Annotated in this window: 15 protein-coding genes and 2 pseudogenes; 5 read left to right on the forward strand and 12 right to left on the reverse strand. The window is 73.1% G+C overall.

Going from position 1 to position 15262, the window contains the following annotated elements:
• Positions 1–367: 367 nt before the first annotated feature.
• The 7 genes and pseudogenes from ACWD5O_RS23020 to nadD all read right to left on the reverse strand — a co-directional run bounded on the left by ACWD5O_RS23020 (position 368) and on the right by nadD (position 5744).
• Positions 368–1119, reverse strand: a pseudogene (locus tag ACWD5O_RS23020) (DUF2637 domain-containing protein).
• A 563-nt stretch (positions 1120–1682) separates the two neighbouring features.
• Positions 1683–2066, reverse strand: a complete 384-nt coding sequence (locus ACWD5O_RS23025; protein WP_354965608.1) for a nuclear transport factor 2 family protein — start codon at positions 2064–2066, stop codon at positions 1683–1685.
• A 220-nt stretch (positions 2067–2286) separates the two neighbouring features.
• A complete protein-coding gene (locus tag ACWD5O_RS23030; RefSeq protein ID WP_354965609.1) occupies positions 2287–3060 on the reverse strand; it encodes an SDR family NAD(P)-dependent oxidoreductase in 774 nt (257 codons plus the stop codon).
• 5 nt (positions 3061–3065) lie between these two features.
• Positions 3066–3920: a DegV family protein gene (locus ACWD5O_RS23035; protein ID WP_450086507.1), complete on the reverse strand. Its 855-nt coding sequence runs from the start codon at positions 3918–3920 to the stop codon at positions 3066–3068.
• An 83-nt stretch (positions 3921–4003) separates the two neighbouring features.
• A complete protein-coding gene (locus ACWD5O_RS23040; RefSeq protein WP_450086508.1) occupies positions 4004–4633 on the reverse strand; it encodes a histidine phosphatase family protein in 630 nt (209 codons plus the stop codon).
• Positions 4630–5037 (reverse strand): ribosome silencing factor, encoded by a 408-nt coding sequence (rsfS, locus tag ACWD5O_RS23045; RefSeq protein ID WP_354965612.1) that lies wholly within the window; start codon positions 5035–5037, stop codon positions 4630–4632. The genes ACWD5O_RS23040 and rsfS overlap by 4 nt, the downstream gene beginning before the upstream one ends.
• Before the next feature lie 110 nt (positions 5038–5147).
• Positions 5148–5744: a nicotinate-nucleotide adenylyltransferase gene (nadD, locus tag ACWD5O_RS23050; RefSeq protein ID WP_450086509.1), complete on the reverse strand. Its 597-nt coding sequence runs from the start codon at positions 5742–5744 to the stop codon at positions 5148–5150.
• A 174-nt stretch (positions 5745–5918) separates the two neighbouring features.
• Here nadD and ACWD5O_RS23055 point away from each other — a divergent pair, with 174 nt between their 5' ends.
• Positions 5919–6581, forward strand: a complete 663-nt coding sequence (locus ACWD5O_RS23055; protein WP_354965614.1) for a PadR family transcriptional regulator — start codon at positions 5919–5921, stop codon at positions 6579–6581.
• Positions 6582–6741: 160 nt separating this feature from the next.
• A complete protein-coding gene (locus tag ACWD5O_RS23060) occupies positions 6742–7956 on the forward strand; it encodes an FAD-dependent monooxygenase (RefSeq protein ID WP_450086510.1) in 1215 nt (404 codons plus the stop codon).
• A 44-nt stretch (positions 7957–8000) separates the two neighbouring features.
• Here the strand turns inward: ACWD5O_RS23060 and pepN are convergent, their stop codons facing one another.
• Complete coding sequence (gene pepN, locus ACWD5O_RS23065) at positions 8001–10517, reverse strand: aminopeptidase N (protein WP_450086511.1); 2517 nt, start codon at positions 10515–10517, stop codon at positions 8001–8003.
• A 69-nt stretch (positions 10518–10586) separates the two neighbouring features.
• Between pepN and ACWD5O_RS23070 the strand changes: the two genes are divergently transcribed.
• Entirely contained in the window at positions 10587–10805 is a 219-nt protein-coding gene (locus ACWD5O_RS23070; RefSeq protein WP_354965617.1) for a DUF397 domain-containing protein, read from the forward strand.
• A gap of 88 nt (positions 10806–10893) precedes the next feature.
• Here the strand turns inward: ACWD5O_RS23070 and ACWD5O_RS23075 are convergent, their stop codons facing one another.
• A complete protein-coding gene (locus ACWD5O_RS23075; RefSeq protein WP_450086512.1) occupies positions 10894–11301 on the reverse strand; it encodes a hypothetical protein in 408 nt (135 codons plus the stop codon).
• Between the two features lie 261 nt (positions 11302–11562).
• On the opposite strand from ACWD5O_RS23075, the gene ACWD5O_RS23080 reads away from it, so the two are divergent.
• Both ACWD5O_RS23080 and ACWD5O_RS23085 read left to right on the forward strand, forming a co-directional pair.
• A complete protein-coding gene (locus ACWD5O_RS23080) occupies positions 11563–12810 on the forward strand; it encodes a cytochrome P450 (protein ID WP_450086513.1) in 1248 nt (415 codons plus the stop codon).
• A gap of 25 nt (positions 12811–12835) precedes the next feature.
• On the forward strand, positions 12836–13837 hold the full coding sequence (locus tag ACWD5O_RS23085; RefSeq protein WP_450086514.1) for a glycosyltransferase: 1002 nt from the start codon (positions 12836–12838) through the stop codon (positions 13835–13837).
• A 61-nt stretch (positions 13838–13898) separates the two neighbouring features.
• On the opposite strand, the gene ACWD5O_RS23090 is transcribed toward ACWD5O_RS23085, so the two are convergent.
• The 3 genes and pseudogenes from ACWD5O_RS23090 to ACWD5O_RS23100 all read right to left on the reverse strand — a co-directional run.
• A complete protein-coding gene (locus ACWD5O_RS23090; RefSeq protein ID WP_450086515.1) occupies positions 13899–14549 on the reverse strand; it encodes a DUF3618 domain-containing protein in 651 nt (216 codons plus the stop codon).
• Entirely contained in the window at positions 14546–15013 is a 468-nt protein-coding gene (locus tag ACWD5O_RS23095) for a phage holin family protein (protein ID WP_089019404.1), read from the reverse strand. The genes ACWD5O_RS23090 and ACWD5O_RS23095 overlap by 4 nt, the downstream gene beginning before the upstream one ends.
• Positions 15014–15044: 31 nt before the next feature.
• A pseudogene (locus ACWD5O_RS23100) lies at positions 15045–15262 on the reverse strand (hypothetical protein); the annotation flags it as partial.

Here is a 15262-nt window from a genome sequence, read left to right on the forward strand (position 1 = left end):
GGCTGCGAGCGAGGACGGAGGGTCAGGTTGGGGGTCAGGATCAAGGCGGACGGTCGAACGGGGATCGGCGCTGACTCCTACACTGCCGCGCACACCGGGCCCGGCGTGACGACACGGTGAGAGTGTGTGTGAGGCGGGCCGGTGACGGAAGCGGCGACGCGGCTGAGATTCGTCATGTGGGGTGATCACTGTTGTTGCTCCAAGGTCAGAGGTGTGGGTGTGCGGCGGGTGCACCGGCCGCTGTCGCGGGCGGGAGCGCGTGGACAGGTCCGGTCAGGTTCTGTCAGCTCGCGGGCCTGCTGACAGGCGCGCAAGCTGGTCTGACAGCGGCGGCTCGCTCTGACAGAAGCCGCAGGTTGGGGTTCTGTCACGCGGCCTCCCCCGGTGACAGGTTCGGTGCGGGTGAGGTGGTCTCGGCGCGCAGGACGCGTACGAGCGCCGAGGCGGTGGCGTTGGACAACTGGTGTCCGTCCGCGCGTAGCTGTCGGGCGAGGGCTTTGCGGGACATCGGCGTTCCCTCGACGGTGAGGGTGCGGGCGGCGGTCCGGGCGGCCGGGACCAGCGCGGTGACCTCCGGACCGCCGTCATCGGCCGACGGCTGGCCGTCCGGGCGGTCCGGGACCACCTCAGATCGGTCCGCGGCGGCGGGGACCGCGGTCGTGCGGTCCCGGACGGCGGCAGTAATGGTGGCGAGCGGCTGGCGGTTGTCCGGGACCGACGCGTCGACGGTCAGTGGCGGTCCGGGCTCCGTCCGCACGGGCCGGACGGTCGACGGGGGTGGGGCGGGGTCGGCACGGCCGAGGGCGATCTTCACCATCGCCAGAAACCGAGCGCTGGCAGGGCGGCGGCGATCCAGCCGATCAGCGACGCCTCGGCCTCGACGACTTGCGCCGCCAGCGACAGCAGCACCGCCGCGACCAGCATCGTGGCGGGGATCGCGACGTTCTTGCGCAGGCACCGGTTGCGGCGCAACTTCAGGCCAGCGGCGATCGAGGTCAACTCCAACACGATCGCGTCGGCCCAGGCCAGCCAGCCCGGCTGACCGTGCGCCGCGGCGACGGCATGTACGTGTGTGAAGGACGCCACGCCGGCCGTGGCCCGGCGCTCCCTGTACTTCATGCCCGAGGGTGCACAGGGGGTGGAGGTCCCTGCGGTTCACCACTCCGGACGCCACCGACGACCGACTGCACGAGGTTCGTACCGGGACGTCGCCGGCCGGTCAGCCGGACCCCGGTGAGGGTCGGCGGATGACCGTACTCACCCTCAAACACCTCAGCGCGGGGCACCGTCGGGCTCACCCCCGAGGAGGTGGACGCGCATCGACGTGAAGGCCGACGGCGGCGTCGAGCGGGCCGCTCGGAACACCCGGTGATCAAGCCCTCGTGGCGCTGCCGGACCTGCCGGATCGCCTGGCCCTGCTCGGCCGCGAAGCTGCGTCTCCTCGGCGAGTACCGTCATGACCGCCCGGCGCTGCTGATTCACCTGGCGTCCCTTCAGGAGGAAGCCGCGGGTGACCTCACGGCGCTGAACCCGAGCAACCCGCCGACGAACCTCACTGACCGCTTCGTCGACTGGCTCGCGTCCGCTGAATCCACTGTTAGCAGAGTTGTCACGCCAGCTGGCGGTCAGCGGTGGCGGCGCGTCCGCTCGCCGAGCGCGCCCGCCGTCACGACAAACCGCTCTCAGTCGAGCGACCGATTGTATTCGTGGAAACCGACGGCCTTTCCGTCCCGAACCAAGATGTGAATGCAATGCCGGGCCGCGTAGGGCTCGTTGAAAGCGACACCCCGAGCCCAGTCCTCGATGACGACGCGATCCTCGGCGACGGTCTTGTGAATGACCTCGACCCTGTCGAATCGGCTGGTGCCGGGGGTGAAGGCACTGAAGAATGCGACCAGTTTCTCCCGCCCTTCGGGCCCGGTGAAGTGGCCGGTCTGCGGCGCCGGCAGAATCAGGTCCACCTCCGCGCCGAAAAGGTCGAAGAAGCTCTTCCACGACCCGGTCTGGAACCCCTGGATCAGGGCGTCATACGCCTGGTCGCCGATCACCCGGACGTCGTCGTTCATCATCTGTTCCTTCCGAGTAAATTCCGCACTGGGACATTCTGCTCGACGAGTGCCTGCCCACGGACGCCGTTGGCTACGGCAAGGCGACTGCTACCTGGTGGTCGGCGGGCGGGATCACCCGCTCGCCCGGGTCCCGGGGATACCCGCCGTGCGCTCGGAGAAGGTCTGGGCGTCGGCGGGCAGCTCGGCTACGTCGGTATGGGCCATGACGCCACCGTGGTCAGCGGGCCTCCGGGTCCAGGCCCAGCACGGCCCGTCCCCCGTCCACCGGCAGCGTGACCCCGTTGATGAAGCTCGCCGCCGGCGACAGCAGGTACGCGACCGCCTCCGCCACCTCGTCGACCGTCCCGATCCGGCCCACCGGGTGCAGCCGGGTCAGCTCGGCGTCGATCCACTCGGCCTGGGTGGGCTCCTGGGCGGCCAGGAAGTCGCCGTGCCGCTCGGTGGCGATCGAGCCGAGCGCGACGGCGTTGGCGCGGATGCCGTGCCGCCCGTACTCGACGGCCAGCGCACGGGTCAGCCCCTCCACGGCGGCCTTCGCTGTCGAGTACGGCAGGGCGCCCGAAACCGGCCGGCGGGCCTGGTGCGACGAGACGTTCACGATGGCGCCACCCGCGCCGGCGGCCAGGAACCGGCGCACGGCCACGGCGGCGCCCACCACGGCCGGGCGCAGGTTCTGCCCGATCAGGTCGAGCACCGCGTCGGCGGACGCCGAGTGCAGGGCGGCGTCCCGGAACACCGCGGCGTTGTTGACCCAGCCGGTCAGTGGCGCGGAGCGCTCCGCCAGGTGGGCGGCGCGCTCGGCCACCTGCTCGTCGCCGGCGTCGCCGATGATCGCGCCCAGCCGGTCGGCGGCCGGGTGCCCGGCCAGCCAGTCGACCGCGTCGGCGTCACGCTCCACCACGACGACGGTGGCACCGGTCGCCACGAGTCGTTGCACCACGGCCCGGCCGACGCCACGGCCGCCGCCGGTCACCACGCACGACGTGGACACCCGGCTCAGCCGCTCGGTCTGCGGTGGACGACGACGCAGGCCAACCCCGGGCCGGCGTGCGCGGCGACGACGGCGCCCGCCTCGGAGACGTACGTGTCGTGCAGCCGGTCGCCGAGTCGCTCGGTGAGGGCGGCGAGCAGTGCTTCTGCTCGCTGCGGAGCTGCCAGGTGGTGCACCCCGAGGTCCACCTCGTCGTCGCCGGCCGCCTCGACGGCCAGGTCGACCAGCCGGGCCACTCCCCGGCTGGCGGTGCGCACCTTCTCCCGCAGCACGATCGAGCCGTCCGGCATGTGCATGATCGGCTTGACCGACAGGGCGGTGCCGAGCAGCGCCTCGGCGGCGTTGATCCGGCCGCCCCGGCGGAGGAATTCCAGCGTGTCGACGTAGAACCAGACGGTGGTCCGGGCGACGGTGGCGAGGGCCGCGTCGCGTACACCGGACAGGTCGGCACCGGCCTCGGCGGCCGTGGCGGCCGCGATGGCCGGGAAGCCGAGCCCCATGCCGGCCGAGCGGCTGTCCACGACCTCGACCCGGCCGTCCAGGTCGGCGGCGGCCAGTCGGGCCGCCTCGACCGTGCCGGACAGGCTCGCGGAGATGTGCACCGAGACGATCCCGTCGGCGCCGGCGTCGAGGAGCCGGCGGTACGTCTGGGCGAACTGCTCGGGCGCCGGCCGGGAGGTGCTGGCCGTGACCCGCCGGCCGCTCAGCGCCAGGGTGGCATCGGCCGGCTGGGTCTCCACCCCCTCCAGCCCTTCCGCGCCGTTGAGCACGACGGTCAACGGCACGACGGTCAGCCGGTGCGCCTGCACCAGGTCGGGGGGAAGGTAGGCGGTGGAGTCGATGACGACCGCGACGGGCATGCCCGCACGCTAGTCGATCGGGGCGGTGAACGCCGAGGCGCAATCGTGCGACAGGTAACGGGGCCGGCCGCGATGGACGGCGTTCAGACCGCGTCGACGACGGCCGGGGCGGTGATCATGCCGATGTTGTGCGCCCACAGCTGCCAGCCCCGGACGTCGTCGTGCCGCAGCTCGGTCCAGTGGCAGTTGACCAGCGAGCCGATGCTGCGCAGCACGCCGGCGTCCCAACCGAGCAGGTGACCGATGCCCTGCCGGGAGCCGGCGCCGTGGGTGGCGATCACCACGGTGCCGCCGGGTGTCGCGTCGGCCGCCTCCTGCAACGCGGCGGCGACCCGCTGGCCCAGGTCGTGCAGGGGCTCAAGGCCCGCGCCCGGGGCCGGGTCGCCGGACCGCCAGCGGGCGTACTCCGCGGGGAAGCGCTCGGCGACCTCGGTGAGGTACAGGCCCTGCCACTGCCCGAAGTGCCGCTCGCGCAGCCGGGCGTCGGTGCGGACCGGCAGGCCGGTCAGCGCGGCCAGCGCGGCGGCGGTCTCCGCGGCGCGACTCAGGTCGCTGGACACGATGGCGTCGGGACGCAGCGACGCGAGCAGCGGGGCGGCGTCGCGGGCCTGGTCGCGGCCAAGCTCGTTGAGGGGTACGTCGGTCTGCCCCTGGACGCGGTTGGCGGCGTTCCAGTCGGTGTTGCCGTGCCGCCAGACGATCAGCCGGGTCATTCGGCCGCGGCGGACCCGCTGGCGTCGGCCTCGACGAGGTCGCGGTCGACGAACGGGATCGTGGGGCAGTCCTTCCAGAGCCGGTCGAGCGCGTAGAACTCGCGCTCCTCGGTGTGCTGGACGTGCACCACGATGTCGACGTAGTCGAGCAGCACCCAGCGGCCACCACGCTCACCCTCGCGCCGCACCGGCTTGGCCTTCTCCGGCAGCTCCAGCAGGCGCTCCTCGATGGCGTCGACGATGGCCAGCACCTGACGCTCGTTGGGGGCGGCGGCGAGCAGGAACGCGTCGGTGATGGCGAGCTGGTCGCCGACGTCGATGATGGTGATGTCCTGCGCCTTCTTGTCGGCGGCGGCCTGGGCGGCGGCGATCGCCAGCTCGTGAGCGCGTTCGGAAACTGTCACCGTTCTCCTTCGATCAACCGTGCGATCCTCCAAGCGTCTCATACCCGGCATCGCCTCGACTTGTCAGTTCTGGTCGATTAGCCGCATGAATGGGGGTGAATCGGGCATGGTCAGCGCTGATACAGGTGCCGTTTGGCGATGTACTGCACCACACCGTCGGGCACCAGGTACCAGACCGGCTCGCCTCGGGCCACCCGCGCACGACAGTCCGTCGACGAGATGGCCATCGCCGGCACCTGGATCAGGCTGACGGTGTCGGCGGGCAGGTGCCTGTCGGTGAGTTGGAAGCCGGGCCGGGTCACCCCGATGAAGTGGGCCAGCTCGAAGATCTCGTCGAGGTCCTTCCACGACAGGATGCGTTGCAGCGCGTCGGCGCCGGTGATGAAGAACAGCTGCACCTTAGGGCCGTACTCGGCCTGGAGGTCGCGCAGCGTGTCGACCGTGTAGGTCGGCCCACTGCGGTCGATGTCGACCCGGCTGACCTGGAACCGGGGGTTGGAGGCGGTCGCGATGACCGTCATCAGGTACCGGTCCTCGGCGGGGCTGACCGGCTCGTCGGTCTTCTGCCACGGCTGCCCGGTGGGGACGAAGACCACCTCGTCCAGGCCGAAACGGTCGGCCACCTCGCTGGCCGAGACGAGGTGCCCGTGGTGGATCGGGTCGAAGGTGCCGCCCATGATCCCGATCCGCCGGATGTCTTCCTCCACCCCGTGATCGTAGGCCGGGCGTCGTGGACCACCGCTCCGGCCCGGCGACGGGCACACCTGATCCCGCTCCAAACACGCGGGGAAACAAAGGCCATCGACCCGGGGGTCGCGGTGCGACGACTCGTGGGCATATACTCGCCAACAAGTATTCGGGTACGAGAACGAGGAGGCGTCGTGCCGAAGCGGCGCAAGGTCGGCAACCTGCTGGCGCTGGCCGTGCTGTCCGCCCTGGTCCAGCGGCCGATGCACCCGTACGAGATCGCCACCGCACTACGCGCCTGGGGCAAGGACCAGGACATGGAGTTCAAGTGGGGATCCTTCTACACGGTGATCCGCAACATGGACAAACACGACATGATCGAGGCCGTGGAGAGCGTCCGTGACGGCCGACGCCCCGAACGCACCGTCTACCGGATCACCGACGTGGGACGGGCGGAGCTGGTCGACTGGGCCCGCGAGCTGGTCTCCACCCCGATGCCGGAGCATCCCCGCTTCCGGGCCGGCCTGTCCGTGCTCGCCGCGCTGCATCCCGACGAAGCCACCGACCTGCTGCGGCAGCGGCTCGACCTGCTGGACGACGCCATCGGCCAGGACCGCGCAACGCTCGACGCGCACCTACGGGAGATCCCGCGGCTGTTCCTGGTGGAGTCCGAGTACGACCTGGCCATGCGGGCTGCGGAAGCGGCCTGGCTGCGGGCCCTGCTCGCCGAGCTGACCTCGGGCAGCTACCCGGGTCTGGACACCTGGCGGGCCTTCCACGAGACCGGCGAGATACCGGCGGAGCTGGCCGAGCTGGCGGAGAGGACCAGCACCCCGGCCCCCGACACCCCCGACTGACGGACGGCTCCGGCGGGGTGCGCCAACACCCCGCCGGGGCCCTTACCTCGAACCGACACCTGGGAAGGCGCCCGGCCCGAAGCGGCAACCACGAGGATAACCGCGCTCCCTCCCAGGTCGGTTCGCACGCGTACGAACCGACGACACCCAGGGAGAGAGCATGACCACGATACGAACCGCGATCGTCATCGGCGGCGGCATCGCCGGTCCGGTGACGGCGCTCGCGCTGCGCCGCGCCGGCATCACCGCCACCGTCCACGAGGCGTACCCCGCCACCGCCAGCGGGGTCGGCGGCATCGGCGGCACCCTCGCGCTCGCGCCCAACGGCGTGGCGGCCCTGCGCACGGTGGGCGCGGACGAGGCGGTGACCGCGATCGCCACCCCGATCGAGCGCACCGTGATGGCCGTCGGCCGCCGCCGCATCGACCTGCCCACGCTCGCCGGGGTGCCACCGCTGCGCGTGGTGCACCGGGCCGAGCTGCACCGGGTGCTGCACGACCGGGCGGTCGCCGAGGGCGTCCCGTTCGCGTACGGCAAGCGGCTGGTCGCCGCCGAGCAGACGGAGAGCGGCGTGACCGCCCGCTTCGAGGACGGCAGCACCGCCACCGCCGACGTCCTGGTCGGCGCCGACGGCATCCGCTCGACCGTTCGCGGTCTCATCGACCCGGCCGCGCCCGGCCCCCGGTTCACCGGGCTGCTCGGCTTCGAGGCGGTGGCCCGGCACGAGGTGGACGCCGAGCCGGGCACCATGACCTTCGCGTTCGGGCGACGCGGCTACTACCTCTACTGGCCGGAGCCCGGCGGTGGCACCCGCTGGGGTGCCAATCTGCCGCACCAGCGGCCGTTGAGCCTGGTCGAGGCCCGCGCGGTGCCGGCGGCGCAGTGGCTGGACACGCTGCGCAGCAGCTACGGCGACGACGATCCGGGCCGGGAACTGACGGCGACCAGCAGCGCCGACGAGCTCCAGGTCGTCGGCGCGTTGCAGATCATGCCGCCCGTGCCGCACTGGCACCGGGGGCGGATGGTGCTGGTCGGCGACGCGGCGCACGCGCCGTCGAACAGCTCCGGTCAGGGCGCGTCACTGGCGATCGAGAGCGCGGTGCAGCTCGCCCGCTGCCTGCGTGACCTGCCGGACGTGGCATCGGCGTTCACCGCGTTCGAGCGGCTGCGCCGCGCGAGGGTCGAGAAGGTCGCCGCCCGAGCGGCGCGGATCAACCACGCCAAGGCGCCGGGGCCGGTCGCCCGGACGCTCATGCCGCTGCTGATGCCGCTGCTGGCGCGCACCGCGATGGACCCGGAGAAGACGGTCGCCGCCGAACAGCGCTACGTCATCGACTGGGACGCCCCGGTCACGACGGAGCCGGCGCTGCGCTGAGCCGGGGCGCGGGGTGGCCCGCCAGCCACCCCGCGCCTGCCCTCTCAGGCCGCCGCGGCGGCCACCGCCGTCCGGGCGACCAGCGCGCGGCGCAGGTCGTCGTCGGCGTCGGTGACCACCCGGCGCAGGCCGGGGGTCAGGTCGTCGCGGGCCAGCAGCGCCGCGGCCGCCTCCCGCGTCGGCTGCGCCACGGCGTAGCGGGGGAACGCCAGGGTGGCCACGCGGTCGGCGGTCCAGGGAGTACGCCGACGCGCGGCGGCCGGCATGTCCGCGAAGTACCGCTCGACGTACGCCGCGGTCAGCTCGCCCTGCTCGGGCTGCCAGAAGCCCTCGGCGGTCGCCTCCAGCAGCCGGTTGGACAGCTCGGTGCCCCCCACGATGATGTCCCACGCTGCCTGCTTCGCGGCGGGATCGGGCAGGGCGGCGCGGCAGCGGGCGGCCCGCTCGGCGCCGGTGGCGCTGCGGTCGGCCGCCACCTCGGCGTCGATCTCCGCCGCGCCGGCCGCGCCCAGCACCACCAGCCGGCGCAGCACCAACCAGCGCAGCTCGGCGTCGACCTTCAGCCCTGTCGGCACGTCGCGGCCGGCGAGCCAGCCGGTGAGCAGGTCGGCGTCGGTGGTCGCGGCGATCCAGCCCCGCGCGGCGGCGAGCTGCAACGACTCCCCCGCCGGCGCGCCGTCGAGCAACTGCCGGCACGCCCCGGCGACCCGGGCCAGCGCCGCAGAGCGGGTCAGCGGGTCGAGGTAGCGGTCGACCAGCGACCGGCTCAGGGTGAGCACGTCCTCCGCGATGATCACCTCGGTCTCGGCCGGCAGCGCGGCGACCATCAGCTCGACCAGGCCGGTCACGGGCCGCTCGCCATCGGTCGCCGCGTCCAGCGCCTCGCTCCAGAGCACCGCCCGCGCCAGCGGGTCGGCCAGCCCGGGCAGCACCAGCGGCACGGCTTTCGCCGACGCCGGGTCGAGGCGCACCTTGGCGAACGTGAGGTCGCCGTCGTTGGGCAGCAGCAGCCGGGCCGCCGGGGCGCCGGTCAGCCCGTCGAGCACGGTCCGCCCGCCGTCGGTGGCCGGGTCGAGGTCCGCCTCGTCGCGCTCCACCGTGCCGTCCGCCGAGTAGCGGCCCACACCTATCCGGTGCGGACGCAGCACCGGGTGCGACTCGGGCGCGGTCTGCACCACGGCCACCTCGGTGTAACGGCCGTCGGCGTCGACGGCGACCTCGGCGCGCAGCGTGTTGACCTGCGCCTGGCGCAGCCACAGCCCAGCCCAGCCGGACAGGTCCCGGCCACTGGCAGCGGAGAGGCTGGCCAGCAGGTCGGCGAGGGTCGCGTTGCCGAAGTGGTGCGCGGCGAAGTGCGCGTTCAGGCCGGCGAGGAACGCCTCGTCGCCGAGCCACGCGACGAGCTGCCGCAGCACGCTGGCGCCCTTGGCGTACGAGATGCCGTCGAAGTTGAGCAGGCCCTCGTCGGCGTCGGCCACCTCCTCCGGAGCGACGGGGTGGGTGGAGGGGCGCTGGTCGGCGGCGTACCCCCAGGCCTTTCGGCGCATGGCGAACGTGGTCCACGCCTGGTCGAAGCGGGTCGCCTCGGCCGTGACCCGGGTGCCCAGGTACTCCGCGAAGGACTCGTTGAGCCACAGGTCGTCCCACCAGCGCATGGTGACCAGGTCGCCGAACCACATGTGCGCCATCTCGTGGGCGATGGTGGTGGCCCGCAGCTCCCGCTGGGTGTCCGTGACCGCCGAGCGGAAGACGTAGTCGTCGCGGAAGGTGACGATGCCCGGGTTCTCCATCGCGCCGGCGTTGAACTCGGGCACGAACGCCTGGTCGTACTTGCCGAACGGGTAGCGCTCGGTGAAGAGCTCATGGAACCGGTCCAGGCACTGCCGGGTGACGGTGAAGATCTCCTCCGCGTCGGCGTCCAGGTGCTCGGCCAGCGACCGGCGGCAGTAGATGCCCAGCGGCACGCCGTCGTGCTCGGCCCGCCGCACGTGGTACGGGCCGGCGATCAGCGAGAAGAAGTAGGTGGCCAGGGGCGCGCTCGGGGCGAACTCCCAACGCCCGGGCGCGGGGTTGGCGGCCACCTCGGCGTTGCTGGCGACCGTCCACTCGGGTGGAGCGGTGACCGTGAGGGTGAACGACGCCTTCAGGTCGGGCTGGTCGAACGCGGCGAAGATGCGCTGCACGTTGTCGAGGAAGGTCACCGCGTAGAGGTAGGTCTCGCCGTCGGCCGGGTCGACGAAGCGGTGCATGCCCTCCCCCGTGTTCGAGTACGCCATCTCCGCTTCGACGACCAGCGTGTTCTTGGCGGCCAGGTCGGTCAGCGGGAGCCGGTTGTCGGTCAACGCGCCGGGGTCGACGTCGCGGTCGTTGAGGCGTACCGCCAGGAGTTTGGCGGGTTTGATCTCGGCGAAGGTCGCGGTGCCGGGGGTCGCCCGGAACCGGATCTCGACGCGGGAGCGGAACAGCTCGCCGCCACCGGTCAGGTCGAGGTCCACCTGATAGGACTCGACAGTAATCGCCGCGCCACGCGCGGTCGCCTCTACACGGGTCAGGCTCGGCATCCGCTTATCCTGCCCGATGGGGATCCGCACGCGGTCACCACACGACCCTCGGCACTGGAGGAAAGAACCATGGCGCAGCACCCCAAGGGCGACTTCGACCTCTCTCGGGCGGTCTGGCAGCGGGCCGACGGGGACACCTCCGACAGCGCCGTCGAGGTCGCGTTCGTCGACGAACTGATCGGGATGCGCAACTCCGCCCAGCCGGAGGGGCCGGTGCTGGTCTTCACCCAGGCGGAGTGGGACGCGTTCGTCGCCGGCGCGCAGGACGGCGAGTTCGACCTGGACTGAACGCGCACGCCGGCTCGGCGGTGTGGGGGTGTTTCGACGCCCGCGGCACTCCTACGTCGCCGACCCGGGGCCGGGCGTCAGCCATCGGTCAACCATCGCCGGGGCCGTCGCCGTCGCCCCAGCCGAGGCCGCCGGGGCCGGGGGCGTGGTGGAAGCCGGGATGCTCGGCCACGTCGACGCAGCGCTCGCCGTCCGGGCCGACCGCCCCGCAGAACAGCCGCTCGGCCCGGTGCCAGGCATCGGCCGGCGACAGGGCCGCCGCGCCGAGCGCCAACTCCGGGCGGAGCAGGCTCAGCGCCTCCGCGTACGCCACCGCCAGCTCGCGGGCGTCGGCCATGCCGGCAGCCGTGAAGCCCAGGTGCACCGTGAAGAACCGGTGCGGCCGGGTGGGCCGCCGCGGCGGCCCGATCAGCGCCCCCCGGGCCCGGATACGGTCCGCGCCGAGACCCCCGACCGCCCGCCGCTGCCGCCAGTGCGGCGATGTGTTGTCCCGCATACGCCCTCCCCGTGATCCCTTGTCGCGGACCGGCCGCAACACCGGCCCCAGCCGCCCCGGCCCTCGTCGCCGCCGGCCACTCACCCGAAACTCAACCAGGTTCCCGCGCCGGTGGGAGGGGCCAGCGGACGCCGATCCGGTGGCCACGCCGCACCGGCCAGCCGGCGCGCGACCGATGCCATCGGTGGGTTCAGGAGCCCCGACCTGGGTAGACGCACCCGGCCGAGCAGACCGGCCGGCATCCGCACGTGAGGAGACCCGATGGCGACCATGCCGGCCGACCGCGGCCCGGACAGCACGCTGGCGTTCCTCCGCGCCGGCTACCGGTTCATCGGCGAGCGCTGCGACCGATACGGCAGCGACGTCTTCCAGACCCGGATCCTGCTGGCCCCGACCATCTGCCTGCGCGGCCGGCCGGCGGCGACGCTGTTCTACGACGCCGAGCGCTTCCAGCGGCGCGAGGCGATGCCGATGCGGGTACAGCGGACCCTGACCGGCCGGGGCGGCGTGCAGGGGCTGGACGGGCCGGAGCACCGGGACCGCAAGGCGATGCTCATGTCGATCATGACGCCGGCCGCCATCGGGCAGCTCGGCCAACTCTTCGACGACGAGTGGCAGGCTCGGATCCCGGCCTGGGAGAGCGCGACGCCGGTGACGCTCTACGACGAGCTGGGCCGGCTGCTGACCCGGGTGGTCTGCGCCTGGGCCGGGGTGCCGCTGGCCGCGTCGCAGGTCGACCGCCGTACCGTCGAGCTGCACTCCGTGATCGAAGCCCCGGCGATGGTCGGTCCCCGGCACTGGCGGGGCCTGCTCGCCCGCCGTCGGGCCGAACGCTGGATCGCCGACATCATCGAGCGGACGCGGATCGGCATTCTCCCGGCCCCCGCCGGCAGCGCGCTGAAGGTGATCGCCGAGCACCGCGACGCGCGGGGCAGGCTGCTCCCCCGGCGGATCGCCGCGGTCGAACTGCTCAACGTGCTGCGGCCGACGGTCGCCGTGGACCGGTTCATCGTCTTCGCCGCGCTCGCCCTGCACGACCATCCCGCCTGGCGGCAACGGGTCCGCGGCGACGACGAGGCCACCGAGCAGTTCGTGCAGGAGGTACGCCGGTACTACCCGTTCTTCCCGGCCGCCGCGGCCCAGGTCCGGCGCTCCTTCGACTGGCAGGGCCACCACTTCCCGCGAGGGCGGCGGGTGCTCCTCGACCTGTACGGCACCAACCACCACCCCGCGCTCTGGCCCGAGCCGGAGCTGTTCCGCCCGGAGCGGTTCGCCGGCCGTCCCGTGGACGCGTTCCAGCTGATCCCGCAGGGCGGCGGCGACCACTGGACCGGGCACCGCTGCGCCGGCGAGTGGATCACCATCGACCTGATGAAACGGGCGGTCACCAACCTGACCAGCGCCATGCGCTACGAGGTTCCGCCACAGGACCTGGCCCTGGACCTGCACCGGATGCCGGCGCTGCCCCCCACCGGTCTCACCCTCACCAACATCCGCCGCACCGCCTGACCCACCGCCTGTCCGGGAGGCACCCGTGCCCTTCGACCCCGGCCGGCGCCGGGACGGTACCGCGCCGCCCCCGTTGCCGATGGCGTACGTGCTGCCGCTGCGCTGGACCGTCGACACCGGCCTGGCCGAGCTGACCGACTACCTGCGCTGGCTGGGCGGCCGCGTCGAGCTGATCGTGGTCGACGGCTCCCCACCGGACGTCTTCGCCCGCCACGCCGCGACGTGGCGCGGGCTGGTCCGCCGGCACCTCCCGCCCGACCCCACCTTGCGCGGGCTGAACGGCAAGGTGACCGGGGTGCTGACCGGCGTCCGCGCGGCCGGCCACGAACACGTGGTGATCGCCGACGACGACGTCCGGTACGACGAGGCCGGGCTGCGCGCGGTGCACCGGCTGCTCGGCCGGGTGGATCTGGTCCGGCCGCAGAACTACTTCGCCCCGCTGCCCTGGCACGCCTGGTGGGACACCGGTCGGACGCTGCTCAACAGGGCGCTCGGGGCGGACTACCCGGGCACCCTGGCGGTGCGCCGCAACACCTTCCTCGGCATGGGCGGGTACGACCCGGACGTGCTCTTCGAGAACCTGGAGCTGATCCGCACCGTGCGGGCGTACGGCGGAACCGAGGCCACGCCGGCCTGGCTGTACGTACGCCGGCTGCCACCGGACGCCGCGCACTTCCGCGGCCAACGGGTCCGCCAGGCGTACGACGATCTGGCCCAGCCGGTCCGCCTGCTGACCGCGCTCGCGGTCCTGCCGGCGCTGGCGGCGGCGGTCGCGGCCCGCCGGTCCGGGCTGCTGCTCGGCGCGGCGGCCGGCACCGCCGCCCTCGCCGAGCTCGGCCGCCGCCGCGCCGGGGGCGACGCGGTCTTCCCGCCGAGCACCGCGCTGGCGGCCCCGCTCTGGCTGCTGGAACGCGGCGTCTGCGGCTGGCTCGCGGTCGGTCAGCGGTTCCTGCGCGGAGGAGTCCGCTACGGCGACACCCGCCTCCGCCGGGCCGCCCACTCGACCCGCGCGCTGCGGCCCCGCTGACAACGCGACAGCTCGCGGACACCGAGGTGGCCGCGAGCTGTCGGGGTTGGTACGGGTGGGGTCAGGAGCTGACCTGCTGGCGGGACTGCTGCGCCTGGTCTTTGACGTCCTGTGCGGCCGACCTGCTGTCGTCCTTGACCGCGTGCACCGCGTCCTGGGCGGTGGACGTCACCGACTCGGCGGCGTGCTGAGCCGGCTCGCGCAGCTCCTCCTTGAGCTCGCTGGCCACCTCGCCCAGCTTCTCCTTCACCACCCCGCTGTGCTCGCTGGCCTTCTCCTTGAGCTGGGTCGCGGCCTGCTGCTCCCGGCGGGTGGCCGGAATCAGCGACGAGGCGAGCCAGCCGACGCCGAACGCGATCAGGCCGGCGGCCAGCGGGTTGCCCTCGGACTTCTGCCGGATGACCCGCGGCGCGCTGTGGGCGGCGTCGCCGACGGTGGAGGCCGCCGACTGCGCGGCGTCGCTGACGCTGGAGGCCGCCGACGAGGCGCGGTCGCCCACCGAGTGGGCGGCGTGGCCGGTGCCGTGGCCGAGGTCAGACGCATTTCCCATGACCCTGTCCCTCACATTCTGCAGCGCGGAGCGGGCCCGCTGCTTACGGTCGTCGACGATGCGGCTGGGGCTGACCTTGTACGCCAGCGCGTCCACGTCGGAGCTCAGGTTGTTGCGGGTGGCTTCGATCTCCCGGCGGATCTGGTCGGGATCGGTGTTCATCGGGTGACTCCCTCCGGGTGGGGCTTGAGCGCGTCGGGGATCCGCTGCACGCTGTCGTTGGTCTGCTTGAGCCCGCGTACGTGCTGGGCGTTCTTCTTGGCCATGGAGTAGAGCACCCCGGCGACCACGGCCCAGATCACGGCCACGATCAGCGCGGCCAGGCCGGAGTCCATGACGTTGTCCAGGAACTGCCACACGGCGATGGACACGAAGAGCGCCACCATGTAGCCGCCGAAGCCGGCGCCGCCGAAGAGCCCGGCGGCCTTGCCGGCCTTCCTGCCCTCCTGGCGGATCTCGGCCTTGGCCAGCTCGACCTCCTGGCGCATCAGCGTCGACAGGTCACTGGTGACCTGGCGCATCAGCTCACCGAGCGAGCTGCCCTTCACCTCCGCCGCGGTGTGCGGGGCACCCGCGTCGGGGTGGTAACCGGAGTCCAGTCCGGACCCCTGCGTCGGCATCGTCATGCCGTCGCCTCCCTTCGGATGACTCGGTGGCTCACGGGCGGGTGCTGCCGCCGGACGGCACGCCCGGCAGTGGGTCGGTCTGGCTCACCGGCGGCAGCGGCTGGCCGGTGCCGGTCGGCTCGGCGTACCCGCCGGAGGTCGGCTCGGCGTAGGCGCCGGAGGTCGGCTCGGCGTAGGCGCCGGAGGTCGGCTCGGCGTAGGCGCCGGAGGTCGGCTCGGCGTAGGCGCCGGAGGTCGGCTCGGCGTAGG

Source organism: Micromonospora sp. NPDC005161 (genome assembly GCF_053599855.1).

Bases quoted from the DNA above. Each gene is read 5' to 3' on its own strand.
- ACWD5O_RS23025 (WP_354965608.1), bottom strand. From the start codon at position 2,066: ATGAACGACGACGTCCGGGTGATCGGCGACCAGGCGTATGACGCCCTG.
- ACWD5O_RS23035 (WP_450086507.1), bottom strand. From the start codon at position 3,920: ATGCCCGTCGCGGTCGTCATCGACTCCACCGCCTACCTTCCCCCCGAC.
- ACWD5O_RS23040 (WP_450086508.1), bottom strand. From the start codon at position 4,633: ATGACCCGGCTGATCGTCTGGCGGCACGGCAACACCGACTGGAACGCC.
- ACWD5O_RS23060 (WP_450086510.1), top strand. From the start codon at position 6,742: ATGACCACGATACGAACCGCGATCGTCATCGGCGGCGGCATCGCCGGT.
- pepN (WP_450086511.1), bottom strand. From the start codon at position 10,517: ATGCCGAGCCTGACCCGTGTAGAGGCGACCGCGCGTGGCGCGGCGATT.
- ACWD5O_RS23070 (WP_354965617.1), top strand. From the start codon at position 10,587: ATGGCGCAGCACCCCAAGGGCGACTTCGACCTCTCTCGGGCGGTCTGG.
- ACWD5O_RS23075 (WP_450086512.1), bottom strand. From the start codon at position 11,301: ATGCGGGACAACACATCGCCGCACTGGCGGCAGCGGCGGGCGGTCGGG.
- ACWD5O_RS23080 (WP_450086513.1), top strand. From the start codon at position 11,563: ATGGCGACCATGCCGGCCGACCGCGGCCCGGACAGCACGCTGGCGTTC.
- ACWD5O_RS23090 (WP_450086515.1), bottom strand. From the start codon at position 14,549: ATGAACACCGATCCCGACCAGATCCGCCGGGAGATCGAAGCCACCCGC.
- ACWD5O_RS23095 (WP_089019404.1), bottom strand. From the start codon at position 15,013: ATGACGATGCCGACGCAGGGGTCCGGACTGGACTCCGGTTACCACCCC.